Origin of the sequence: Edaphocola aurantiacus, from assembly GCF_019797745.1 — a bacterium.
Lineage (GTDB): Bacteria > Bacteroidota > Bacteroidia > Chitinophagales > Chitinophagaceae > Edaphocola > Edaphocola aurantiacus.
This window is the reverse complement of sequence record NZ_VOSI01000004.1, coordinates 168,687-193,230: the sequence shown is the minus strand read 5'-3', so window position 1 is coordinate 193,230 and position 24,544 is coordinate 168,687. Positions and strand designations below refer to the sequence as shown.

Annotated in this window: 25 protein-coding genes; 5 read left to right on the top strand and 20 right to left on the bottom strand. The window is 41.7% G+C overall.

Features of this window, described 5'->3' with window-relative positions:
• Window positions 1-27: 27 nt before the first annotated feature.
• Window positions 28-570 (bottom strand): calcium-binding EGF-like domain-containing protein, encoded by a 543-nt coding sequence (locus FTD44_RS12740; RefSeq protein ID WP_222166803.1) that lies wholly within the window; start codon window positions 568-570, stop codon window positions 28-30.
• 125 nt (window positions 571-695) lie between these two features.
• Window positions 696-1,412 (bottom strand): DUF4290 domain-containing protein, encoded by a 717-nt coding sequence (locus FTD44_RS12735; protein ID WP_222166802.1) that lies wholly within the window; start codon window positions 1,410-1,412, stop codon window positions 696-698.
• Between the two features lie 285 nt (window positions 1,413-1,697).
• On the opposite strand from FTD44_RS12735, the gene FTD44_RS12730 reads away from it, so the two are divergent.
• The 4 genes from FTD44_RS12730 to FTD44_RS12715 all read left to right on the top strand — a co-directional run bounded on the left by FTD44_RS12730 (window position 1,698) and on the right by FTD44_RS12715 (window position 7,406).
• The gene (locus tag FTD44_RS12730) at window positions 1,698-2,537 is read left to right on the top strand and encodes an alpha/beta fold hydrolase (RefSeq protein WP_222166801.1); all 840 of its coding nucleotides are present in this window, start codon (window positions 1,698-1,700) and stop codon (window positions 2,535-2,537) included.
• A gap of 6 nt (window positions 2,538-2,543) precedes the next feature.
• On the top strand, window positions 2,544-4,997 hold the full coding sequence (tamL, locus tag FTD44_RS12725; protein ID WP_222166800.1) for a translocation and assembly module lipoprotein TamL: 2,454 nt from the start codon (window positions 2,544-2,546) through the stop codon (window positions 4,995-4,997).
• A 106-nt stretch (window positions 4,998-5,103) separates the two neighbouring features.
• Window positions 5,104-6,711, top strand: coding sequence for a sensor histidine kinase (locus FTD44_RS12720; RefSeq protein ID WP_222166799.1), 1,608 nt, complete (start codon window positions 5,104-5,106; stop codon window positions 6,709-6,711).
• A gap of 2 nt (window positions 6,712-6,713) precedes the next feature.
• Complete coding sequence (locus tag FTD44_RS12715) at window positions 6,714-7,406, top strand: response regulator transcription factor (RefSeq protein WP_222166798.1); 693 nt, start codon at window positions 6,714-6,716, stop codon at window positions 7,404-7,406.
• Window positions 7,407-7,510: 104 nt separating this feature from the next.
• Here FTD44_RS12715 and FTD44_RS12710 read toward each other — a convergent pair whose 3' ends face one another.
• The 18 genes from FTD44_RS12710 to rpsJ all read right to left on the bottom strand — a co-directional run bounded on the left by FTD44_RS12710 (window position 7,511) and on the right by rpsJ (window position 17,799).
• Window positions 7,511-8,965: a hypothetical protein gene (locus FTD44_RS12710; protein ID WP_222166797.1), complete on the bottom strand. Its 1,455-nt coding sequence runs from the start codon at window positions 8,963-8,965 to the stop codon at window positions 7,511-7,513.
• An 85-nt stretch (window positions 8,966-9,050) separates the two neighbouring features.
• The gene (locus tag FTD44_RS12705) at window positions 9,051-9,404 is read right to left on the bottom strand and encodes a hypothetical protein (RefSeq protein ID WP_222166796.1); all 354 of its coding nucleotides are present in this window, start codon (window positions 9,402-9,404) and stop codon (window positions 9,051-9,053) included.
• 344 nt (window positions 9,405-9,748) lie between these two features.
• Window positions 9,749-10,147 (bottom strand): 30S ribosomal protein S8, encoded by a 399-nt coding sequence (gene rpsH / locus FTD44_RS12700; protein WP_129019805.1) that lies wholly within the window; start codon window positions 10,145-10,147, stop codon window positions 9,749-9,751.
• 119 nt (window positions 10,148-10,266) lie between these two features.
• Window positions 10,267-10,536 (bottom strand): 30S ribosomal protein S14, encoded by a 270-nt coding sequence (gene rpsN / locus FTD44_RS12695; protein ID WP_222166795.1) that lies wholly within the window; start codon window positions 10,534-10,536, stop codon window positions 10,267-10,269.
• Window positions 10,537-10,538: 2 nt separating this feature from the next.
• The gene (gene rplE / locus FTD44_RS12690) at window positions 10,539-11,111 is read right to left on the bottom strand and encodes a 50S ribosomal protein L5 (protein WP_129019807.1); all 573 of its coding nucleotides are present in this window, start codon (window positions 11,109-11,111) and stop codon (window positions 10,539-10,541) included.
• A 2-nt stretch (window positions 11,112-11,113) separates the two neighbouring features.
• Window positions 11,114-11,449, bottom strand: coding sequence for a 50S ribosomal protein L24 (rplX, locus tag FTD44_RS12685; protein ID WP_129019808.1), 336 nt, complete (start codon window positions 11,447-11,449; stop codon window positions 11,114-11,116).
• Window positions 11,450-11,508: 59 nt separating this feature from the next.
• Window positions 11,509-11,877, bottom strand: a complete 369-nt coding sequence (gene rplN / locus FTD44_RS12680; RefSeq protein WP_129019809.1) for a 50S ribosomal protein L14 — start codon at window positions 11,875-11,877, stop codon at window positions 11,509-11,511.
• A gap of 138 nt (window positions 11,878-12,015) precedes the next feature.
• On the bottom strand, window positions 12,016-12,276 hold the full coding sequence (gene rpsQ / locus FTD44_RS12675) for a 30S ribosomal protein S17 (RefSeq protein WP_129019810.1): 261 nt from the start codon (window positions 12,274-12,276) through the stop codon (window positions 12,016-12,018).
• Between the two features lie 16 nt (window positions 12,277-12,292).
• On the bottom strand, window positions 12,293-12,499 hold the full coding sequence (gene rpmC, locus FTD44_RS12670) for a 50S ribosomal protein L29 (RefSeq protein ID WP_129019811.1): 207 nt from the start codon (window positions 12,497-12,499) through the stop codon (window positions 12,293-12,295).
• A gap of 57 nt (window positions 12,500-12,556) precedes the next feature.
• Window positions 12,557-12,979: a 50S ribosomal protein L16 gene (gene rplP, locus FTD44_RS12665; protein WP_129019812.1), complete on the bottom strand. Its 423-nt coding sequence runs from the start codon at window positions 12,977-12,979 to the stop codon at window positions 12,557-12,559.
• A 123-nt stretch (window positions 12,980-13,102) separates the two neighbouring features.
• Window positions 13,103-13,903 (bottom strand): 30S ribosomal protein S3, encoded by an 801-nt coding sequence (gene rpsC / locus FTD44_RS12660; protein ID WP_222166794.1) that lies wholly within the window; start codon window positions 13,901-13,903, stop codon window positions 13,103-13,105.
• 33 nt (window positions 13,904-13,936) lie between these two features.
• Window positions 13,937-14,284: a 50S ribosomal protein L22 gene (gene rplV / locus FTD44_RS12655; RefSeq protein WP_129019814.1), complete on the bottom strand. Its 348-nt coding sequence runs from the start codon at window positions 14,282-14,284 to the stop codon at window positions 13,937-13,939.
• Between the two features lie 73 nt (window positions 14,285-14,357).
• Window positions 14,358-14,627: a 30S ribosomal protein S19 gene (gene rpsS / locus FTD44_RS12650; RefSeq protein WP_129019815.1), complete on the bottom strand. Its 270-nt coding sequence runs from the start codon at window positions 14,625-14,627 to the stop codon at window positions 14,358-14,360.
• Between the two features lie 75 nt (window positions 14,628-14,702).
• A complete protein-coding gene (gene rplB / locus FTD44_RS12645) occupies window positions 14,703-15,530 on the bottom strand; it encodes a 50S ribosomal protein L2 (protein ID WP_129019816.1) in 828 nt (275 codons plus the stop codon).
• 94 nt (window positions 15,531-15,624) lie between these two features.
• Window positions 15,625-15,921 (bottom strand): 50S ribosomal protein L23, encoded by a 297-nt coding sequence (gene rplW / locus FTD44_RS12640; RefSeq protein WP_129019817.1) that lies wholly within the window; start codon window positions 15,919-15,921, stop codon window positions 15,625-15,627.
• A gap of 67 nt (window positions 15,922-15,988) precedes the next feature.
• Window positions 15,989-16,624: a 50S ribosomal protein L4 gene (gene rplD / locus FTD44_RS12635; protein ID WP_129019818.1), complete on the bottom strand. Its 636-nt coding sequence runs from the start codon at window positions 16,622-16,624 to the stop codon at window positions 15,989-15,991.
• A gap of 2 nt (window positions 16,625-16,626) precedes the next feature.
• Window positions 16,627-17,244 (bottom strand): 50S ribosomal protein L3, encoded by a 618-nt coding sequence (gene rplC, locus FTD44_RS12630; RefSeq protein WP_129019819.1) that lies wholly within the window; start codon window positions 17,242-17,244, stop codon window positions 16,627-16,629.
• Window positions 17,245-17,493: 249 nt separating this feature from the next.
• On the bottom strand, window positions 17,494-17,799 hold the full coding sequence (gene rpsJ, locus FTD44_RS12625) for a 30S ribosomal protein S10 (protein WP_124635426.1): 306 nt from the start codon (window positions 17,797-17,799) through the stop codon (window positions 17,494-17,496).
• A 356-nt stretch (window positions 17,800-18,155) separates the two neighbouring features.
• Between rpsJ and FTD44_RS12620 the strand changes: the two genes are divergently transcribed.
• Window positions 18,156-24,416: a T9SS type A sorting domain-containing protein gene (locus FTD44_RS12620; RefSeq protein ID WP_222166793.1), complete on the top strand. Its 6,261-nt coding sequence runs from the start codon at window positions 18,156-18,158 to the stop codon at window positions 24,414-24,416.
• Window positions 24,417-24,544 lie beyond the last annotated feature (128 nt).

The following is a 24,544-nucleotide window of genomic DNA, read 5'->3' as shown; positions in this document are numbered from 1 at the left end:
TTTCGCAAGAAGAATTGCGGGATGAAATTATTTAGTCCACAGGGACGGAGAACCTACTCCCTGGTATCCGAAGTTATCAATGATACCGTCAGAAGAGCTTACACGATAGTATAATTTCAGCTCGCCGTGTCCTTTATAGAATTTTTCCGGGGTAATGGCGCCGTAACCTACAACGGTTTTGGTCAGTGTACCTACGGTATACGTCTGTGTTGGGATAAAGATAGAATCTTTAACAATGTTTGCAACCAGTACCGCATTGTTCTGGTTATTGAAGTTGCGGATCTGTATGCTGGTCAGTGTAGAGTTATTTTCTACTGATACTGTATAGCGCGCGATGCTGCTTACGGTACCATCTTCAGTAACTGTCCAGGCGCCTTTATAACGGTCACGGGTAATCGTTTCACAACGATCTCCTTCATAACCAGCAGGACAGGTACATGATCCGTCAGTCTCACAAGTTCCTCCGTTTGCACAAACGATAGCCTTACACTTATCCACTTCACAAGATGATATTGTAAACGTAGTAATTGCTGCTATTGCGCTAAAAGATGCCAATAAAAAACGCTTCATAATTATAATATCTTACAGAATGATTGAAAGGGATTACTTAATTTTAATGCCTAAAAATAATCAAAGAAATCGGAAAAGCAAACTTTTGCAAAAAAAACAATTCAATGCAGGACCGGTTATACGGCTTAACTGCGCTTTTTGTTTTTAGAATAATGCCCGCTATTGCTATTATTGTTGCTATTACTATTGCTGTTGCGGTTGTTTTTATTACCTCCGCCTCCGCTGCCGCTATTTTTATTGCGGTTTTGGTTATTATTATTGTTGCCGCTATTACTCTGCGCGTGTTTTTTAAAGTTGCTGTTGTTAAAGCGAACCTTTACATCTCCCGGCACATAGTCCAGCGCACCATTACTCAACATCCTCAGTTCTTCTTTGATGATATCGTCCTGCACCTGCTCTTTATGCCAGTTAGCATAGGATAGTTTCATGTAATAGGCTACTGATTGTGTAAACCCTTTACGTTTTTCTTCATCATCGGTCTGTATCGCACGGTCTATAATCTGGGTAATATTGTGCCCGATATGTTTATTCTTGCGGTTGCGTTTTGGATATGGTAATGGTTCCGGCCTTTTAGCCATTTCCTCTCTCGTCGGAACAGGATATGGGGAATCGATCTTCAGCTCAAAATCAGAGATACGGAAGATATGGTCCCACAGCTTATGCCTGAAGTCTTCTACATTTTTCAGATGCGGATTCAGGATACCCATCAGCTCTATTATGGACTGTGCATTTTTCTGGCGTTTTTCCGGATCTTCTATGGTGAGAATATAATCCACCATTTTCTGAATGTGCCGTCCATATTCCGGCATTAGTAATTTATTACGGGAAGTATTATACTGCATTAAAAAAGGATCAAAATAATTGAAAGTGAAGTAGCTCTCTCAATAGCATTTAAGGATGTATGCCATGAGCAAACTGTATAAACAGGAGATTACTGTTACTGCAAATATATAATATTTTAATTTAAAAACACTTTTTGTTCCTTTGGGCCAAAATGCAGGCTTCCGTTTAAATAATCGGAAGCGTTCGTAAAATTCCTGTAATTTTGCCACCTTCTGTATATTTTATTTTTAGTGATGCCATGTGGTAGAAGAGTACGATATGGCTTTACAATAAATTATTAATTGATGCAAAATCATTTCATCGAAAGCAACGGTCTTAAGCAGCATTACCTGGAGTTTTATGCCGGGCCGGACAAGCCTCACCTGATCATGGTGCATGGCATTACAGCCAATGCTCATGCATTTGACGGCGTTATTCATGCCGGGCTGCTGGGACAGTATAATATTTACTGCCCTGACTTAAGGGGAAGAGGCTTAAGTGCCAAACCAGCATTCGCCTACTCCCTGCAGGACCATGCTATGGATATACTCGGACTGCTGGATCACCTGGGCATTGAAGAGGCCAATATAGCAGGACACTCTTACGGCGGACTGCTCTCTGCCTATCTCTGTGCAAATTACCCGGACCGCATCCGTAAAATTGTGTTTATAGATTCCGCTGCGGAGCTGAACCCTAATTCAGGGGCCATGCTGGCACCGGTATTTGAGCGATTATCTAAGGTATATGACTCTTATGATGCATTTATTGACAGTATGAAGAGCGCTCCTCAGATTACCTTCTGGGATGACTTTATGGAAAGCTATTATTGTGCAGATATACAGATGCGTGCAGATGGCAGAGTGGACACTATTCCCAACCTGGCCAATATGACTTCTGTTGCACTCAATGTCATCAACCAGAACTGGAAAAGTACCTTTGAGAAAATAATGATACCTTGTGTACTGATCAACGGTACAGATGATTATAACCTGGATGAACCGTTGCTGCCCCGGTATAAGGCAAAAGAAACCGTTGCCATCATGAAGGACTGCACCCTGCATTCTGTAAAGGGCAATCACCAGACCATGTTATACGGCGCGCATGCCCGCGATATTGCACATATTATTTCGGATTTTATCCAGTAATCGTATATGAAATTTAAGGCGAAGACTACATATCGGAAATCGGGGTACCATGGCTGCTTTGCGGCATTATGGTTAGTCCTGTTCCTGTACTCCTGCAGCCCTACAAAGCACTTCAAACAAAATGAATACCTGCTGCGTAAAAACACCGTCAATCTGCGTACCGATCAGACCTATGCAGATAAAGGGGCTTTAAAAGATGCCCTGAAAAGTGTAATTGTTCAGCAGAACAATACTTATTTCCTAAGTGCATTCCCCTTCAAAATATGGCTGTATAACTTACGCTATAAAAAGTTCCAGAAGGACACTGCCAACTTTCAGATCCGCTCCCGCATTGCGGAAAAACCAGTTATTTTTAATGAAAGTACGATCAGTACTTCCAAGAAACAAATGCAAAGCCTATTGCGCAACCAGGGCTATTTTAATGCTGTGGTGACAGCTACTCATACCACCAAGGATAAGGAGGTTGTTGTACAGTATGATGTCAATACGCATCATGGATTCCTGATTGATACATTAGATTATAATGTTGACAGCTCTGACCTGGCGCAGACCATGCTGCCTATATGGAAGAAGAAATCATTGCTGCAGCAATCAATGCCCTACTCTAATGGCTTGCTGTCTGCTGAGCGCAGCCAGATGGTGAACCTGGCGAAGAACGAAGGCTTCTACAAATTCAACACTGATAATATTTCTTTTGAGCTGGATACCTCCGGTACCAAAACCTTACGCTCTAAAAAAAGTATAGTAGAAAACGCTGCCAATATTCTGGTGGGAAAAATCAAAAATAGCCGGCCTACTGTTTCTGTTACAGCTACGGTAAAAGAGGAAGAAAACTATACCGCATTTAACCGGTACCAGTACCAGCATATCTATGTATACCCGGAGTATAAGGATAATGAGAACTTTCGTAAAAGTTACCAGTACGAACAGGTGATTGACGGTATTACCTTCCGGTACAAAAACAAAAGACCGCTCGTTCGTAACGGGGTTATTAAATCTAAGATCTTCCTGCAACCAAAGGGCTTATACCGCCAGCAGGACTATGACAATACTCTGCTGCAGCTGAATGACCTTGGTATCTACAACTATGCCCGTATCTTCCTGCTTGACGGCAAAGACTCTTCGGGCAGCCTTGAGCAGTTAAATGCGCACATTATCCTGAGCCCCGCCAAACCATATGAGTTCTCTACCAACTTTGAATTATCAGGAGGGGATCTTTATATTGCCGGTAGTGCTGTAAATGCTTCTGTGACTAACCGTAACATGTTCCGCGGGGCGAATCAGTTCTCCGTTTCCGGCACCTATGGGTTTGAGCTGAACCAGTATAAGAATACCGATCGTCCGTTCTTTCAGCGATTCTACCTGCTCTCTCAGAATTTCGGTTTAAACATGAAGCTGATTTCGCCCAAATTCATTTTACCGTTTTCCATCAACAATAACCGCTCTGCCAGTCCCAAAACAGTGTTTACAATTGGGGTCAACTACCTGGACCGCCCAGCCTACTTCAGGCTGCGCAATATCAACAGTAGTTTTGGTTATGTATGGAAAAGCAATAACTGGACCACCTGGCAGATCAATCCTGTATTTATCAATACCCTGCACCTGAGTAATATTTCTGACTCTTTCCGTGTGCGCATGAATCAGGTTCAGGCCATTCGTAACAGTTACCAGGAGAACTTCATTGAAGGCGAGAATGTAGAATTTATTCATAATACAGAAGGCCGGTTACCGCACCGTCATACTTATCTGCGACTGGGCCTGGAAGAGGCCGGTACGCTTATGCGGGGTATCAATGCTATCGCCAAAGCTGCTAATGATAAAGGTTTATCCTTTAACTATGCTAATTATGTACGGCTGGATTTTGATGCGCGCCAGTATTTCAAAAGTAATAATGCAACATTCGTGCTGCGCATGTATGGTGGTGTCGGTATCCCGTATGGCAATTCCCGTACGCTCCCCTATATCAAACAATACTTCGTCGGCGGAGCCTATAGTATCCGGGGCTGGGCACCACGCCTGCTGGGCCCGGGCAGTTATTATAATCCTGCAGCCCAAAACAGCCAGGATCGCATTTTCATTGACCAGAGCGGAGACATTAAACTGGAATGGAATGCAGAATATCGTTTTAAAATGATCCAGCTATTCGCAGGTGCAATAGGCTTAAATGGCGCTGTATTTGCCGATGCTGGTAATATATGGCTGGCACAGCAGGACCCTAATCTTCCGGGTGCTTCTTTCCGCTTCAATGCACTGTGGCAGGACATCGCATTGAGTACCGGCGCCGGTCTGCGCGCTGACATTGGCGGCTTCCTGATCTTAAGGGCAGACTGGGCTTTCCCACTGAAAAAACCTTACGTACCTTATAACAGTGGCTGGGTAATAGAGGGCATTGACTTTGGCAGTAAGGAATGGCGCCACCAGAATATCAACCTCAATATCGGTATCGGTATGCCCTTCTAATGCCTAAGGGCTGATTCTATCTTAACTACTTATTAGTAAGTTAATTAATGTTAATGCACTCCTGCGATTGGAATAAGTCATTAATATTGTTTCTTATTTGTAAGTAATGCGCAGTAAAAGACAATTACGGTATATTACGGTGCTGATGGTATTGAGTCTGGCGCTTATTGGCCTTTTTCTGGGCATCTGGATCGACAGTAGTTATGAGACAGAAAAACGGAATCTGAATAAGGCGCTGAATGTATTATATAACGAACTGACCCAGGAACAGTTTACTGAATATATTACAGGCGAACTGAGCCGGTATGTGCTGCAACAGCAATTAGCATCCGGCATGCTTTCTCTCAACCAGATATCTGCACTCAAATCATCTGCTACGGTCCAGTCATTAGGCACACCTCATCTGGTCGCACCGCAAATGAATGATACAACTGCTTCTCATCATAAAAGGCAACCGGAATCGCTTCAGGAACAAGTACCTACAATACAATCCTATAATTCTATTGATGATGCCCCGGACAGTATTAAGAAACTCCTGGTAAACCAGATTCAGTCTATCGCCTCTACTCCAGATGGATTGACGATTATCGCTCAACCTGATTCTGCAATATCGTCTAAAGATACACCGGCTAAGGTTTCCGCCAGAGGAACTGCAGGAACCCTTAACTCCAATGCAAAGAAGAGTGCAAACCTGGACGAGATGATAGAACAGGTAATGGGCATGATTAACGGGGCTAATGTGATCAAGAGTATGGATACGGCAAGGTTGTTCTCCAGTTTCTCTTCGATGGTTGTAGAACGGTACAAGGGACTTAAAGTATCAAAAAAGCAGCGCTACAATGATGATTTCTTAATGGATAATGAGAAATCCGTTGCATCCCTACTCGGCATGGAAGTATATGTCTATAATTACAGACCATATCTCTGGACGGGATTATATACCCAGTTGATGCTCTCGCTGGTCGTGTTTGTGATCTGCACCCTTACCTTTTATTTTTCTTACCGCACCCTGGTGCAGCAACAGCAACTAACCACCCAGAAGAATGATTTCATAAGCAATACCGCTCATGAATTGAAAACCCCCATTACCACCTCGCTGCTGGCCCTGGAGGCCTTCAATCACTTCGAGATTAAAGACCATATCGAACAGACCAAAGAATACATCAGTATTGCCAACAGTGAGCTTAAACGTCTGGAGGCTTTTGTACTGAATATCTTAAACCAGTTATCGGTAGATCAGGGTACGATACAGTTTCATAAAAGCGAATTCCGCTTCCCGCAGTTATTGCAGAATGTAATTACAAAATACAAGGCAACTATTATTATGCAGGAAAGGGTGCTGGAAATACTGGGTACTGTCCCTAACGGGGTCATTGAGGGTGATCCTTTCCACCTGGAGAGTGCGATCGGCAATGTGCTGGATAATGCGATTAAATATGGCAGAGAGAAGGTATGTATTGCGACTCATGCTGCAGATGGATATGTGAGTATTGAAATAGAAGACGACGGCACTGGCATTGCACCGAAAGAGAGCAAAAGAGTATTTGAAAAATTTTATCGCGTACACAGTGAAAAGGGACATATCGTAAAGGGCCATGGGCTGGGGCTTGCCTATACCCAATATGTGATTAAAGCGCATAATGGCACTATACGTATTGATGACTCTACTTTAGGAGGCGCAAAATTTATTATAAAAATTCCGATTAAGTATTAGTTATGGAGGGTAAAAAAATTCTGTATATTGAGGATGAACAGGCACTGGCCAGGATTGTGACGGATATGCTGCGACTGAAGGGGTACCAGGTATTGCACAAGGAAGATGGTCAGAATATCCTATCCGTTTTAAATAATTTCCAGCCCGATCTCTGCATTTTCGACATTATGCTACCGCATATAAACGGATTGAGTATTGCACAGATTGTTCGCGGAATCGATACTAAGCTGCCGATTATTTTTCTCAGTGCAAAGGGACAGGGGCAGGATGTCATTGATGGCTTCAGTGCTGGTGCGAATGATTATATACGCAAGCCCTTTAGCATCGATGAGCTGATGGTGCGTGTGCAATACCAGCTCAAACAGAAAGAAAACCCTGCTGAGCTGCAGTCAGGCACTCATGAGCGTGTATTTGGCGATTGCAGCTTCAATCCTCAACAGTATACTTTAAAGGTAGGCACAGAGCTGTATACTTTATCTCAACGGGAATCAGAGATACTGTCCATGCTTTTCTTGGATCCTGATACGATCATTAACAGGCGGGAACTCTTGCTATCAGTATGGGGGGATGATACCTTTTACAATTCCCGCAATCTGGATGTCTACATCCGTAAAATAAGAAACTACTTCCAGGCCTCTGCACAGGTATCTTTGGTTACGCTGAAAAGTGTAGGTTTTAAGATGATACTGAAATAGTATGGCAATCATACATAAAAGGCTAAGTCTATCCCGAAGGGTAGCCTTAGCCTTTATACCAGTGTATATAGCTTAACAAATATGGCTAGATCTTAGCACATCTGCTAAAACATCTTTTTATAAACCAGATAGTCATTATTGTCCTTCTCCGGTACCCATAGAAAATAACCAAATCTTGTGCAATCAGAGTGCATAAACCTGGAATTACTTTCCGGAAATTGAATCTTCCCCTCTATATTTCTATGCTCTATATTATATTTCAATAGTGTATTTTTACTTTGCCCATTTTCATCTTTTGAAAAATAGGTGATTAGCAAATTGGGATATTCCACATTAATATTCCACATCAAAATATTTACAGCTTTATAATTGCTCATAAGGTTAGCATATCCGAAGTGTTCATTAACGGGTATGGACAAAATACTTGATTGCCCCGTTTCTAAATCGTATAGAATATTGGTAATTGCATTTATGAAATATTTTCCGCTAAACCGCAATTCTAAAAATTGATATCCGACTTCCTTTTGTATCTGAGGCATTGTAAATCTGAGGAATTTTTGAAACTGGTAAGTACCGTTTTCCAGCTCAAACCTGGCCAGAAAATAATTAGGTTTATCCGTATCTAATTTCAGTTTAACAACTGTAAAATAAGCCGCATTATTGTATATGTGGAATTTCGGAAGAATGTAATAATCATCAGGAAGCCGTTCATCGCTGATGGCACGGGAGCCGCAGTACACCCCATCTTTATACAAATTCATAGTATAAAAACTCCGTAATACAGAGTCCTTCATATTTTGGATATAAGTGTGCATAGAAGTAACATATATAGAATCATGGACGTATTCAAAATGTACAAACTCATCTCTCTTCGGAATACCTTCTGCCTCTACCTCTTTCAGCTTACTCATCGCTGTAAAGGAATCTTTGAAGTTCAACAGGTAGTTATTGAATAAATGCTGCGGGGTAAGGGAAACCTTTAGCTGCTGCCTCCCGGTTCTGAGATCAATAAAATCAAAAGTATTGGTCTGCACACAGTTTTGAATATACATCTGCTGCTTATTATTCAATAAAAGATTCGACGCAGATTTTTTAATTTTATAACTGCCCAGATCCAAGGTATCCTTTTGCCTCATTAATTTCACATCTTCGATCAGTACATCAATATTGCGGTAAATCTTATAATTGGAATCAGTACCAAACTCTAAAGCATATGTTTGCGGAGGAAAATAGTACTTCTGAAACAAGGCTGTGGATAGTATAAACTGGTTCCCTTTAAAATCATTCAATTTGTATTCCTTTTTGATGTAATCCAGGTCTTCCGAAAAATCTTCAGATAGCAGGAATGCATATGGAATATTCTTTATATCCAGCACTTTTAGTTTTTCATAAAATTGCTCATTACAGAGATGGCAGTTGCCCGGTACAAAAGGGATTAATACCCTTACATGTTCCTGCTCCTGTTTATACTCCTTTGTATGCTGCACCCTGCATTGTGCATTACTGATCAGAATGGCTATGTAAAAAATAATGTATTGAAAGTATCTGGTTATATTCATTTATGTTCTATTATAGGTTTTAAATAAAAGGAATATGACATGCTCATATTCCTTTTATGACTGAAAGCTGCAAATATTAATTGGACTAATTGCTGATATTATCAAACTCAATCTCCAGAGTAGTTGGCGTTCCCTTAATGTCCTCAATATTGGTTCCGTCGTTGTCACCAGGATCCATCATACAATTAATAATGGTGCCATAACCGACCATTTCATAATCATTGTAAATCTTAACCCTTTGTCCGGGTTGGGGATACTTTCCGTAGCCTTCAAATTCCATACAGCGGGGAGCATGCAGATTATGACAGGTTATTATATTTGTTGCGCTCCCGTTGTACGTGCCAGCCTGATTAGTTGACGGCTGCCACCTGATCCAGGAAGCATTTGCTACAGTCGACATTCCTATAATAGAAATACCTAAAACGATCATTTTTCTCATAAATGCAAAATTTAAGTTTGAATAGAGCCCAAACCTAGCATACATAAATCATTATTCATAATCGTTTTATTTACATTTATTGTATAGATATAAACTAAAATTGTAGTAGAAATTATATCAGTCAATTAAAATCTACACCTACAGAAGTTATTCTTTGGTTAATAAAAAGCACTACAAACAAAAAAGGCTACCCAAATCGATAACCTTTTACATATGCTTTAGCCAATATCTACAGCACTATTATAAAGCAGACAATTTTTTCGCCCCAAGAATAGATATGATATAAAAGAAAAGAGACTACCCTTTCGGACAGTCTCTTTTCTTTTATATTCAGTAAAAGTATATTACCAAACGTGGCATAATACTTCACCACCTACGTTATTGTTACGTGCTTCTTTATCAGTCATTACACCTTTAGAAGTAGAAACGATAGCAATACCCAAACCATTCTTTACTCTTTTGATTTCAGAAGGTTTAGCATACTGACGTAAACCTGGGCGGCTGATTCTTTCTAATGAACGGATAACCGGCTCTTTAGATTGACCATCATATTTCAATGCAATCTTAATTAAACCTTGTTTGTTATCGTCTTCGAATTTATATTTTAAGATATAACCTTTATCATATAAAATCTCAGTGATTCTTTTCTTCAGATTAGAAGCTGGGATTTCAACGATACGGTGTTTAGCCATCTGAGCGTTACGAATGCGCGTTAAAAAATCGGCTATAGGATCTGTTACCATTTTTAAACTTTAAATTTTAAGTTGAGTAATTGACGCTAGTTACCATATTGCTATGGACATAGGCCTAATAATTTCAAACCATCAGAAACCGAAACCGGCAATGATAGTCGACTAAATGCTTACCAAGAAGCTTTAGTTACGCCTGGTATCAAACCATTCAATGCCATTTCGCGGAAGATAACACGGCCAATACCAAATTGACGCATGTAACCTTTAGGACGACCTGTTAATTGACAACGATTTTTAAGACGAACAGGAGAAGCGTTTTTAGGTAATTTGTCCAATGCTTCGTAGTCACCTGCAGCTTTTAAAGCAGCACGTTTTTCAGCAAATTGAGCTACCATTTTCTCACGCTTGCGCTGACGCGCTTTTATGGATTCTCTAGCCATGATTAGTTGATATCTTTTTTAATATTTTTGAATGGTAAGCCTAATTCTTTCAGTAACTCGTAAGCTTCTTCGTTAGTTTTAGCTGTAGTTACGAAAGTAATATCCATACCAGAAATACGATTTACTTTATCGATATCGATCTCAGGGTAAATGATTTGCTCTGTAACACCAAAAGTGTAGTTACCACGACCATCAAAAGATTTGTCATTGATACCTTTGAAGTCACGTACACGTGGCAAAGAGATAGAGATCAAACGATCCATAAATTCAAACATATTAGCACCACGTAAAGTTACGCGAGCACCGATAGGCATGTTTTTACGTAATTTGAAGTTAGAGATGTCCTTTTTAGATAATGTAGGAACCGCTTTTTGACCAGCGATCATTGTCATTTCTTTCACAGCATCATCAACTAATTTCTTGTCAGATGTAGAACCTTTTACACCTTGGTTAAGACAGATCTTAACCAGTTTAGGTACTTGCATCACGGTTTTATAACCGAATTTCTTCATCAAAGCCGATTTAACTTCATCAGCATACTTTTTCTGAAGACGCGGAGTGTATGTAGTACTCATTATTAAATTGCTTGACTAGTTTTTTTAGAAATACGAACCGTTTTACCATCGTTACGTTCGCGCGTTACACGTACAGGAGCCTTAGCTTTCGCATCCCACAACTGTACATTTGAAATATTGATTGGCGCTTCCTCTTTTACAATGCCACCTTGTGGATTTTTTGCACTTGGTTTGATGTGTTTGGTAACGATGTTAACACCTTCTACCAATACACGCCCTTTAAGCGGATATACTGCCAATACCTGACGGGGAGTAGTGCGGCTTTTGTCATCGCCTGCGATTACTGCAACCTGATCGCCTTTCTTGATATTGAATTTTGGTTTGAATCTAGTTTTCATTTTAAACGAATTCTATAGTGCCGCTTGAGTCAACGGGCGGCAAAGGTACAAAATATTTTTTACAAAACCTCAGGAGCTAAGGAAACAATTTTCATGTATCCTTTATCACGCAGCTCTCTGGCCACTGGCCCGAAGATACGAGTACCACGAGGGTCGCCAGCATTGTTTAATAATACTACTGCGTTTTCATCGAAGCTGATGTAAGAACCATCTTTACGACGTAACTTGTTCTTTGTTCTTACGATAACGGCCTTAGTAACAGTACCTTTTTTAATACCACCAGCTGGGATAGCATCTTTTACTGTAACCACAATCTGATCGCCTACATAAGCATATTGCTGACCTGAGTTGCCTAATACACGGATACAAAGTACTTCTTTTGCACCACTATTGTCTGCTACTTTTAGCCTTGATTCTTGCTGTATCATTTTATAAAAATGTTTAGCTGTTCGCTTTAATTGTTAATTGTTTAATCCTTACACAGCAATGAGCTGCTCCGGACTGTTTAAAATCTTTTCAGCGCTGCAACACGATGGAATGCAGATGAATAAAGATCGCGTGGTAAACTATTTAGCCTTTTCGATGATTTCTACTAATCTCCAGCATTTTGTTTTGCTCAGAGGGCGAGTTTCCATGATACGTACGGTGTCACCAATACCACATTGGTTAGTTTCATCGTGCGCGTGGAATTTAGTAGTTTTTTTCAAAAACTTACCGTAAATAGGGTGTTTTACCTTACGCTCTACTGCAACAGTGATTGTTTTATCCATTTTGTTGCTAGTAACTAAGCCTATACGGCTTTTTCTAGTTTTTCTTTCTACTGTCATGATGACTAAAATATTTTTAGTTTCCTAATTGTCTTTTGCGTTGCTCTGTAATTAGTTGTGCGATCTGACGACGTACTGAACGGATGATCATCGGATTTTCAACTGGGTTAACAGAGTGGCTGAATTTTAATTTATTAAGACGATCAGTCTCAGCACCAATCTTATCTAACAACGCCTCATCGCTTAATGAACGATAGTCTTCTACTTTTTTAGACTTTGCCATTTTAAATACTTTTTTAATGGTTAGAACTATGCTTTACAGCAAGATTCATGATGTTAATTATGCTTCAACGTAATCGTGACGAACAACGAACTTAGTTTTGATAGGCAGTTTTTGAGCGGCTAATTCCATTGCTTCTTTAGCCAGTTCCATTGGTACACCTTCAACTTCGAACATGATGCATCCTGGTTTTACTACAGCTGCCCAGTATTCCAAGCTACCTTTACCTTTACCCATACGTACCTCTGCTGGTTTTGCAGTAATTGGTTTATCAGGGAAGATACGGATCCAAACAGTTCCTTCACGCTTCATATGACGTGTCATAGCCTGACGTGCAGCTTCGATCTGACGGTTAGTAATCCATTTTGGCTCTAAAGCTTTCAGACCGAAAGAACCGAATGCTACAGTAGCACCACGTTGTGCATTACCTCTGATACGGCCTTTATGCTGTTTACGACGCTTAACTCTTTTTGGTTGTAACATTATATTATATTTTATTCAGATTGTACAGGATGATATCTTTATTGATTACCAGCGCCTGAACCTCCTGAGCATACAAAATTATTTTTATAAGGCAGCGTGGTATATCACCACGCTACAGGATAATTAGTCTTTATTTTGACGAGGAGCTCTGTCACCACCACGGTTGTTGTTACCGCCACGGTTATTGCCACCGCGATTGTTACCACCTGGTCTGCGATCGCCACGACCTTCACTACGCTCACCGCCACGACGGTCTGTAGAACCGGAAGTGATGTTCGGATTCAACTCTCTCTTACCTAAAACTTCACCTTTACAAATCCAAACTTTCAGACCGATTTTACCGTAAACAGTCATCGCGTATACGTTAGCATAATCGATATCCATACGGTAAGTATGTAATGGTGTACGACCTTGTTTCATTTCTTCTGAACGCGCGATCTCAGCACCACCTAAGCGACCACTCGCTTTGATTTTGATACCTTCTGCACCCATGCGCATTGCAGTAGCGATTGCCATTTTGATAGCTCTTTTGAAGCTTACACGGCCTTCGATTTGACGAGCGATAGTTTCACCTACGATCTGAGCATCCAGTTCAGGACGACGGATCTCCATAATGTTGATTTGAACATCAGCATTAGCGGTTAATTTTTTCAGCTCTTCTTTAATTCTATCTACTTCCTGACCGCCTTTACCAATGATGATACCTGGTTTAGACGTGTGAATAGTAATGATTAATTTACCAAGTGTACGTTCGATAACGATACGAGAAACACCACCTTTGTTGATGCGGGCATTCAGATAAGTACGGATTTTGTGGTCCTGTACCAGGTTCTTGCCATATTGTTTCTGATCGCTATACCACATAGAATCCCATCCACGGATGATTCCTAAACGATTACCTATTGGATTTGCTTTTTGACCCATTATTCAGTTGTTATGGATTTGAAATATTTTAAATTAGTTTGCTTTGCTATCAACAATGATTGTTACGTGGTTGCTGCGCTTGCGGATGCGATATGCACGACCTTGCGGAGCTGGTAACATACGTTTTACCATACGACCACCATCTACAAAAATTGTTTTTACGATCAGGTTAGCATCTGCTACATCCTGACCCTGGTTTTTTTGTTTCCAGTTGTCAATAGCACTTAATAATAATTTCTCCAATGCTACTGAAGGATGCTTTGTGCTGAACTTTAAAATGCTTAAAGCCTTTTCTACTTCCATACCGCGCACCAGGTCCGCTAACAAACGCATTTTGCGCGGAGAAGTAGGATAATTTCTTAAACGAGCTGTTGCTTCCATATACCTTAAATCCTTGAAGGACTCTATTTAAAAAGGTTACTAAAAAAATTAAATACTGTACGTAAGGTTTAACTTACTTTTTCTTGTCACTGTGACCTTTGAAGTTACGTGTTGGCGCAAACTCACCTAATTTATGACCTACCATGTATTCAGTTACATAAACAGGGATGAATTTGTTGCCATTGTGAACTGCAAATGTGTGACCTACAAAATCAGGAGAGATTGTAGAGCGACGGCTCCAAGTTTTGATTACAGTTCTTTTAGCGCCTGCTTCGTTTTGAGCCAATACTTTTTGCTCAAGGTTATGGTCAATGTAAGGACCTTTTTTAATTGAACGACCCATTGTTGCGTTTTTTGTGATGATTTGGCAGGTTTACTTTGCAGCAACCTGCCCATTTTATCTATTAAGAATTAATTATTATTTTTTCTTAGCACGTTGAATAATCAGTGCATTTGAAGGTTTAGTCTTGCTACGTGTTTTCTCACCTTTAGCATACTTACCAGTACGGCTACGTGGGTGACCACCAGAAGATTTACCTTCACCACCACCCATCGGGTGATCTACAGGGTTCATCGCAACACCTCTTACACGTGGACGTAAACCTCTCCAACGGTTACGACCTGCTTTACCCATAGATTCCAGTTGGTGATCGCTGTTAGAAACAACACCTACTGTTGCGTAACATGCGCTTAATACTTTACGCAGCTCGCCAGATGGCATTTTTAATACAGCATATTTATCTTCTTTCGCGCTCAGCTGTGCATAAGTACCAGCAGAACGAGCGATAGAACCACCTTTACCAGGTTGCATTTCAATGTTGTGAATTACAGTACCTAATGGCATGTTTTTCATCAACAGAGCGTTACCTACTTCAGGAGCAACGCTGTCACCACTGATTACAGTAGCACCAACCTGCAGACCCTGAGGAGCAATGATGTAACGTTTTTCACCATCAGCATACGCTAATAAAGCGATGAATGCAGTACGGTTCGGATCGTATTCGATTGTCTTAACTGTAGCAGGAATATCTTTCTTGTTACGTTTGAAATCAACGATACGATAGTGTTGTTTATGACCACCGCCAATATTGCGCATAGTCATACGACCTTTAGAGTTACGGCCAGAAGAACTGTTCTTTCTGTCTAATAAGCTCTTTTCTGGTTTGTCAGTAGTAATTTCTGCAAACGCATTTCCTACTCTGAAACGAGTACCGGGAGTGGTCGGTTTGTATTTACGTAAAGCCATTTTTCTAAATAGAATTTAGTAATTTGATTATCTGGCGGCTAGCCAATAGCGTCAAATTATTATAATTAATGATTTAATTATTGTATTTCAATTATTACAGAGAGAACAGGTCAATTGTTTCTCCATCTAAAAGCGTAACTACTGCTTTCTTGTATGCTGGCTTACGGCCTTGTACATATCCGGCTTTAGTGAAACGGCTTTTATTTTTAGCAGGAACTACCATAGTGTTTACTTCTTCAACTTTTACATTGTAGAAATTCTCTACTGCTTCCTTAATTTCCAATTTGTTGGAACGCTTGTCCACTACGAAAGTGTAACGGTTTTGTTTTTCCATTTGGCCATTTACCTTTTCGGTAATCACCGGGCGAACCAATACTTCTGAAAGTCTCATTGTTATTAAATTTATTTTTTTAGCTATTGCTAATCAAAAATTATTGTTTCTTTCGTCAACGTGAATCTTAAGCTTCAACTTCAACTGCGTCAGTAAATACTTTAGCAGCGCTTTCTGTTAATACCAGTGTTTTTGCATTCAGGATATCATAAGTATTGATATCGCTTAATACGCTAGCTTTAACTTTAGGCAGATTGCGTACGCTTAAGTAGAAGTTTGCATCGTAATCAGCATTTACTAATAACAATTTCTGATCTGCAACTTTCAGACTGTTTAATACAGCTAACATTTGTTTTGTGTTAGGAGCATCAACTTTAATGTCTTCGATTACTACGATTTTGTTATCTTTTGCTTTATACGTCAGTGCAGACATCTTAGCCAGATCTTTTACTTTACGGTTCAGTTTGAAATCGTAAGAGTGAGGAGCTGGACCATTCACTGTACCACCACCTTTATATAATGGGTTACGGATGTTACCTTTACGGGAACCACCAGTACCTTTTTGACGGTGTAATTTGCGGCTAGAACCTTTTACTTCCGCGCGGGTCTTTGTTTTGTGAGTACCTAAACGACGAGCTGCTAAATATTGCTTAACTGCTAAATAGATAACGTGATCGTTAGGCTCAATGTTGAAGATATCTTCTGGCAATTCCACCGTGCGACCGGTCTTTTCACCTTTGCTATTTAATACTTCGATTTGCATGATTATTTCTGAATTAAAACGATGGAACCATTGTGACCCGGAACTGAACCAGCAACTACGATATAGTTTTGTTCAGGAAACACTTTCATTACTTTAAGAGCTTTAACCTTTACGCGGTCACCACCCATTTGGCCAGCCATTCTCATATTTTTAAATACGCGGCTAGGATAAGAAGATCCACCAATAGAACCTGGTGCACGCTGACGATCGTGCTGACCGTGAGATGCCTCACCTACCCCGGCAAATCCGTGACGTTTAACAACACCTTGGAAACCTTTACCTTTTGTAGTACCGATTACACTAACTTTTTCGCCTTCAGCGAAAATGTCACATGTAATAGTTTCACCAACTTGTTTATCGATAGAGCAGTTGCGAATTTCTTTCACTACAGATTTCGCATCTGTATTTGCTTTTGCGAAGTGATTAAGAAGAGCTTTCGGCGTGTTTTTCTCTTTACGTGTACCGTAAGCTATTTGAAGCGACTCGTAACCGTCTGTTTCTACGGTTTTCTTTTGCGTAACAACACAAGGGCCAGCTTCAATAATGGTGCAGGCAACCTGCTTTCCATTAGCCTCGAACACACTTGTCATGCCGATTTTTTTGCCAATAATACCTTTCATTTGTTAGAGATAATTATTATTTCGTTATTACAAGGGACAACAATCCCGTTTTGTTTTATGTTTATTTAATAGCTCAATGGAAATTCAGAACTGTGTCTGACACCCTTAGTCAAGCGCCCGTTTCAGTTGTTATTGCTACAGTATTATATATCTGTCGCACTGATAGGGATTAACCGTTTATTCAGTTATGTATAAAGAACAAAGCTTTCGCTATTAAATTTTTTGATTTTTGCTTGAAACTACAGCAGGTTAGGCTTTGATTTCAACTTCAACTCCACTCGGAAGATCCAGTTTAGACAGAGCATCAACAGTCTTGCTGCTAGATGTATAGATGTCTAATAAGCGCTTGTGAGTACATAATTGAAATTGCTCTCTTGCTTTTTTATTTACGTGCGGTGAACGCAGAACCGTAAATATTTTCTTATCCGTTGGCAAAGGAATAGGGCCAGTTACGACTGCTCCTGTACCTCTTACCGTCTTAACGATTTTTTCTGCTGACTTATCAACCAAATTATGGTCGTAAGATTTCAATTTAATGCGAATGCGTTGTGACATAATTCAAAAAACTTCCTTTAATAATTGGGAGTGCAAAGGTATAACTAAATTTTTAATATCCAAATTTATTTTTAATATTTTATTTTTTCAGCATGTTATCATACTGTAACCTCCTGCACAATGAGGCGCAAATGTACATAAAATCAGGCATTCTAATTGAATTTATTATTTTTCACATCTCTAAATGATTACATGCCAAATAATTAGCTGTAAAATAAAACACATTTAATTAATAATAATGCATGTAAAGTTTCACTTTTTTTTTCTTTTTAATTACGTTTGTAGGCTCCCTATGTTAACAAGTTGTAAACGAAGTGTTATGGTTTAATCTTAAAAAGTAATTAAATTCTATCATTATGATGAAATTTACTGCGAAAGTAAAGTTGGCTCTTCTGGCCGCCATGATGTGCATCACACAAGGCTTTGCCCAGACGTACACCTTTACTAATGCCGGCGCAACCGGTACCAACGGCCCCACCCAGGCCCAGGTAACCACAGCCTATGCTGCTACTCCCCAGGCAGGCATGGTTACCGTAACTGGTGGTATTCAAAATTGGAGTGTGCCCGTCTCCGGTCTCTATAAGATAGAGGTATACGGAGCAAAAGGCTACGGCACGAATGCGGGCCGCGGTGCCTATATGAGTGGCGAGTTTAACCTTATTGCAGCGGATCAGCTCAAGATCCTGGTTGGTCAGCAAGGCGGATGCTGTGTGGCTAGCGGAACACAGCAATTTGGCGGCGGCGGCGGTTCTTTCGTTGTCAAGACAAGCGGTAATGTACCTATGATCATTGCCGGTGGCGGTGGTGGTGCTAATGGCAATGCTGCACTGGTCGCTACAGCGGATGCATCAACTGCAACCTCAGGTAATCCTGGTGCCGGTAGCGGCAATGGCGCAGCCGGTACCAGTGGTGGGGGTGGTGGTGGCATCAACAATGCCGGCGGTGGCGGTGGCTTCTCCGGCGATGGCGGTGTTACTGCTGGTGATCCCGGCGGATACGCTTTCCTGAATGGAGGTATGGGCGGTACTGCCGCAACTACATCCGGCGGATGGGGCGGATTCGGAGGCGGTGGTGGCGCCAACTCCTGGGATAACCGTCGCGGTGGCGGCGGTGGTGGCTACAGCGGTGGTGGCGGTGCAGGATCTTCTACCGGAGCTGCCGAAGTCGGCGGTGGTGGCGGTTCTTACAACTCCGGCAACAACCAGGTAAATACAGCTGGTCTGGGAACCGGACATGGATCTGTAATCATTACATTACTGAACCCTGTATCCAGCATTCCAAACAATACTGGTGTGATCGGCTTCCCCAGCCTGGTAAATGGCGCCTGCCCCGGTGGACAAATGATTACAGCACGCATTATGAACTTCGGTAATAATTTCGTGGATTCTGTAAAAGTGGCCTGGTCTGTAAACGGTGTGTTGCAGACGAATAACTGGTACCAGGTAAACCTGGATACCATTACCACTCCAACCAGTCAGCTTAATGTAAACTTAGGCACCTACAACTTTGGCCCGGGCACTTACCAGGTTAAAGCGTGGACTTCCCTACCCAATAATCAGAATGATACGGCTCACGGCAATGATACTTTCCAGATCAGTTTAACGACTAAACTGGCCGGTACCTATACTATTAACAGTGGTGCGGCCACTGGTGGTACAAACTTTACCAATTTTAATGATTTTGCTACGGCCCTCAATACACTCGGGGTCTGCGGCCCTGTTGTGGCTAATGTTGTAGCGGGTTCCGGCCCTTATAATGAAACTGTATCCTTTGGCAATATTGATGGTTCCAGTGCGATCAACAGAGTGCGTATTAATGGTAACGGAGAATCGATTCAGTTCAACCCTACCAGTACTACAAACTACAGGATCGTGACCCTGGACGGAACAAAGTACTTCACGATCAACAATCTTAAGATCAAATCACTGAATAATACTTATGGCTGGGGTGTACATATTACCGGCAATGCGATGAGAGACAGTATCGTGAACTGTGAGATCAATCTCTCTGCTATCACAGGTACCTCTTCTGTAAATGCCAATGGTATTGTTATCTCAGGATCATCAACCTCTGCAACTACTGCCAGTAATGTAACCCATCTGTATATCGGTAATAATAATGTTATCGCAGGCGCTAATGCCGGTTCCGGTGGTGCATACTATGGTATTACCTTCAGTGGTGTGAGTTCTACTACTCCAAACGACAGTATCTCCATCGTAGGTAATGAGGTCTCTAACTTCTATTACTATGGTATACGATATACTTATGTAAACGGTGGTAGTTTAAACTATAATAATATACACCGCAGCAACAAAACTGCAATCGGAACAACTGCTTATGGTATATACTCATACTATTGTATCGGTATCCGCACTATCGGGAACAAGATCCACGATATGGCGGCCCCTGGCGTAACCTCGACCAGCACATTCTATGCAATGTATAACTACCATTATAATAATACAGCGGCTACTCCTATTATAATTGCAAACAATGTCTTGTATAACCTGGGTAACTACGGTGGCATACAGTACCTGCTTCAGGCAACCGGTCCTGCGACTAAGGTGTACCACAATACAGTCGATGTAAGCGCAGCCCAGGGTACGTCTACAAGTGCCATTTATGCGATCTACCTTACGACTAATACCGGTTCTGAAGTTAAAAACAACATTGTAAACTTTACCGGTGGCAATAATGGTACCAAATATGGTATTTATGTGAGCACTGCCAGTACACCTGCAAACCTGCAGAAGAACAATGTGTACTTCAACACAACGCAGTCCGGTGCACAGACACCATATTATTACGGTACAGCATATGCAAGCCTTGCGGCATTCCAGGCGGCTTACCCGACTCAGGAAGTGGGCTCTCCTTCTGCAGATCCGATGTTTGCCAATGCTGCTGCAGGCGACTTAAGTCCGGCATCTTCCGCGATCATCAACAACGGAACGAATGTATTCACCGATGTGCCTACCGATATTAATGGCTTACCAAGAAGTACGGTGCCAACAATCGGTGCATTTGAATTTATCCCATCCGGCAATAATGATGCGAAAGCAGTAGCTTACTTAAGCCCTGCGTCTACTTTCTGTGCCAATACGACTTTACCTGTTCAGGTAATTATCGGCAATGGCGGGGCTAATGTGCTCAATACCATGCAGGTAAACTGGAAGGTAAATGGTACAACCATGACTCCGTTCAGCTATACAGGTCCATTGACGGCTCCGGGATCTCCTACAGGCCAGAGCATTGATACAATTACCTTAGGTAATGTCACCCTGCCTGCAGGTCAGAATAATATTGTGGTTTGGACCTCTAATCCGAATAACGCTACGGACCCTAACCATGCCAATGACACGATTTTCTGGTCGGGATTATCCTCTCTCAGTGCAGGCACTTATACGATCAACAGTGCGGCACCTACTGCGGGTACAAACTTCAACAGTTTCGGTGCTTTCGCAACTGCATTGAACGCGGGTATCTGCGGACCGGTAGTGGCTAATGTGGTATCCGGTTCTGGACCGTATAATGAAACCGTGGAGTTTCCTAATATTCCGGGATCAAGTGCGGTAAATACGGTGCGTGTGAACGGTAACGGAGAAACAATCCAGTTTAACTCAACGGGCCTTGGTAACCATGTGATCGTTGGTCTGAACGGTACGAAATACTTCACGCTGAACAATCTTAAGATCAAAACCCTGAACAATACTTATGGCTGGGGTGTATTTGTGACAGGCGATGCTAGTCGTGACAGTATAGTCAATTGTGAAGTAGATCTGTCGACTATTACAGGTACCAGTTCTGTAAATGCCAGTGGTATTGCCGTTTCCGGATCCAATACCTCTCCGACTACTTCCTGTAATGTTACACACTTGTACATAAAGAACAACAAAGTGATCGCAGGTAGTACAGGAGCCGGTGGTGCATACTATGCTATTACCTTTAGCGGAGTAAGCTCTACTGCTCCGAATGACAGCATCTACATTGTAGGTAATGAAGTAACAAACTTCTATTACTATGGTATCAGGGCTTCATACAACAGGGGTGGAGAGATCAGTTATAATAACGTTCATCGTTCCAGCAAAGCCAATACCAATACTTCGGCATATGGTATTTATTACTATTATGGTCAGGGTATTAAGTGTATCGGTAACAAGGTACATGATATGGCCATGCCTGGTGTGAATAATACCAATATCCTGTATGGTATTTATAATTATCACTACAACAACCCTGCTACTACTCCGAACCTGATCGCCAATAACATCCTGTATAACCTGGGCACTTATTCCGGAACGCAATACTTAATGTATATATACGGACCTGCTCAGAATGTTTATCATAATACGATAGATGCCAGTGCCATTCAGTCTAATGGCGGTGGTACGATGTACGGAATTTATTTTGGTTATAATACCGGATGTAATTTCAGAAACAATATAATCAGCATGACGGGTGGCAGTACCGGAATTAAATACGGTTTCTATGGTTCCTCCACAACCTATGCTGCTGATTTGCAGAAAAACAATGTTTACATGAACTCTACACAAACCGGTGCACAGTATCCATATTACTTTGGTACTGCTTATGCAACCCTGGCAGCTTTCCAGGCAGCATATCCGGCACAGGAAGTAGGTTCTCCAAGTGTAAATCCACAGTTTATTTCACCTACTACAGGAGATCTGTCTCCGCTGAATATTGCGGTAATGACTGCGGGTAATAACTTACAGACTGATGTACCTACCGATATTAACGGTGCCGTACGCTCTGCAACTCCGACCATTGGTGCATTCGAATTCTCCATATCGGGTACAAACAATGCCAGAGCCCTGAGCCTGATCAATCCTTCCGGCAATTACTGTTCCGGTACACAACCGGTTGAAGTAATGATCGGTAATGTGGGTACAAACAATATCAATAGCCTTCAGATCAACTGGAGTATAAACGGCGTATTGCAGACACCAGTTGCCTATAACAGCCAGCTGGTGCCGGTCGGCGTTACTCCAGGCCAGAGCTTCGATACGGTATTGCTGGGCAATGCAACCTTTAACGCGGGTACTAACCAGGTGAAGGCATGGACCTCGGCTCCAAACGGATTACCAGACAGCCAGCCGGCTAATGATACCACCACAACGCATACCAGCCCGGCAACATTTACTGTTACCGCGAGTAAGGCTACGATCTGTGCCAACGACACATCTATCCTGTCTTTGTCTCCTGGTTACGGCTATGCTGACAATGCTTTGGAATGGCAATCCTCTACCGATGGTATTAACTGGACTTCAATTGCCAACTCTGATACCGTAAATTACCTGGTTACCAACATTGGTGCCAATACCCAATACAGGGTGCGTATTCTTACAGGCGGCAATAACTGTACCTCTCCGACAACAACGATAAATGTTACTTATGTAGCACCTCCTACGGTAGTGGGTGACGAGAGTTGTGCGCCGGGAGCGCTGATGCTGACTGCATCTACAGGCCCCGCCAATTTTATCAGATGGTACAACAGTACCACAACCAACACTGTCCTGCTGACCAATGACACGCTCAACCTCCCTTATGTTGGTGTAACTGCAACCTACTATGCAGTGGCTGTTACCCCGACTGGATGTGCCAGTGTAAAAACACCGGTTAATGCAGTGATCCATGTATTACCGCCTGTTAACTTCGGACCAGACTTCGATACCTGTACTACAAATGCAGCTGTGTTTACAATTGATCCTGGTGTACAGCATCCTGGTGCTACATACCTCTGGGATGATAACAGTACCGCAAGCATACGTAATGTACATGTATCAGGTACTTATTATGTTACCGTAACAGATACTAATGGTTGTTCTAATTCTGATACCGTTAATGTATCCATCAGCCCCAGACCGGTTGTAGATCTGGCAGCAGACGGAACAGGCTTCTGTATCGGTGCTACTAAAGTGCTGGACGCCGGTCCTGGTGGTGAAAACGGTGGTAACTACTACTGGACTACCGGTGCTACAAGCCGCACCATCACTATAGCTAACCCGGGTACCTATATAGTGTATGTAACGAGCAATGCAGGATGTCTGACGGTAGATACAGTAACCGTAACACAGGACGGATATGCACCTACTGCGACTGGTATACTGGCATTAGCCAATGGGCCTACCGGCTTCACCTTCTCCGCAGTGAATGCACAGAATGTTACCGCATATGAATGGGATTTCGGTGATGGCAGCGCAGTAAGCACACAAGCCAACCCGACGCATCATTATACTGCCGGTGGTTATTATACCATCAGATTAAAACTGTTCAGTACTTGTGCGGATATCTCAGACAGCTCTACGGTATATATATTAGGTACCGGAACCAAGGATGTCAATCTTGCGAAAGAGGCCATTAAAGTATACCCTAATCCGACAAACGGACAAAGCGTATTCCTTGAAGTGACTGACCCTGTTAAGATCAATGAAATAGTTGTGTACAACACATTGGGCCAGGAAGTATACCGCACACCGGTAAGCACCTCGGACAATAAGTACAGACTGGACCTGCCGGCATATTTAAGCTCAGGAATGTACCAGTTAAATATCAATACCAACAAAGGGAATACTGTTCGTAAACTCGAACTGCTGAAGTAATTCCTGATATATTTACTGATAATAAGAAAGCCCCCGGTTACGGGGGCTTTCTTATTATCAGTAAATAGCCATAATCTTATATCATATTATTATTTTATGATAATTTTAACATTTTCATTACATTTAAT